The organism is Pseudomonas sp. SIMBA_068, assembly GCF_046534705.1.
In the GTDB taxonomy this organism is placed as follows: Bacteria; Pseudomonadota; Gammaproteobacteria; order Pseudomonadales; family Pseudomonadaceae; genus Aquipseudomonas; species Aquipseudomonas putida.
This window is the reverse complement of record NZ_JAWRYI010001098.1, coordinates 1-252: the sequence shown is the minus strand read 5'-3', so window position 1 is coordinate 252 and position 252 is coordinate 1. Positions and strand designations below refer to the sequence as shown.

The 252-nt window shown below is 48.4% G+C and carries 1 pseudogene; it reads left to right on the top strand.

Annotated features, from left to right (window positions below):
* Window positions 1-252, top strand: a pseudogene (locus SB756_RS32870) (tRNA (uridine(54)-C5)-methyltransferase TrmA); the annotation flags it as partial.

Sequence of the window (252 nt, the reverse complement as noted above, 5' to 3'; positions counted from 1 at the left end):
TGGCGCGTAATTTTGATCGGGTATTAGCCACCGAAATCGCTAAGCCGTCGGTTGCTGCTGCGCAATACAACATCGCAGCTAACCATATTGATAACGTACAAATTATTCGTATGGCGGCAGAAGAATTTACTCAGGCGATGAATGGTGTGCGCGAGTTTAACCGCCTGCAAGGGATCGACTTAAAGAGTTATCAGTGCGAAACCATTTTTGTCGACCCACCGCGCAGCGGTCTGGACAGTGAAACCGAGAAAA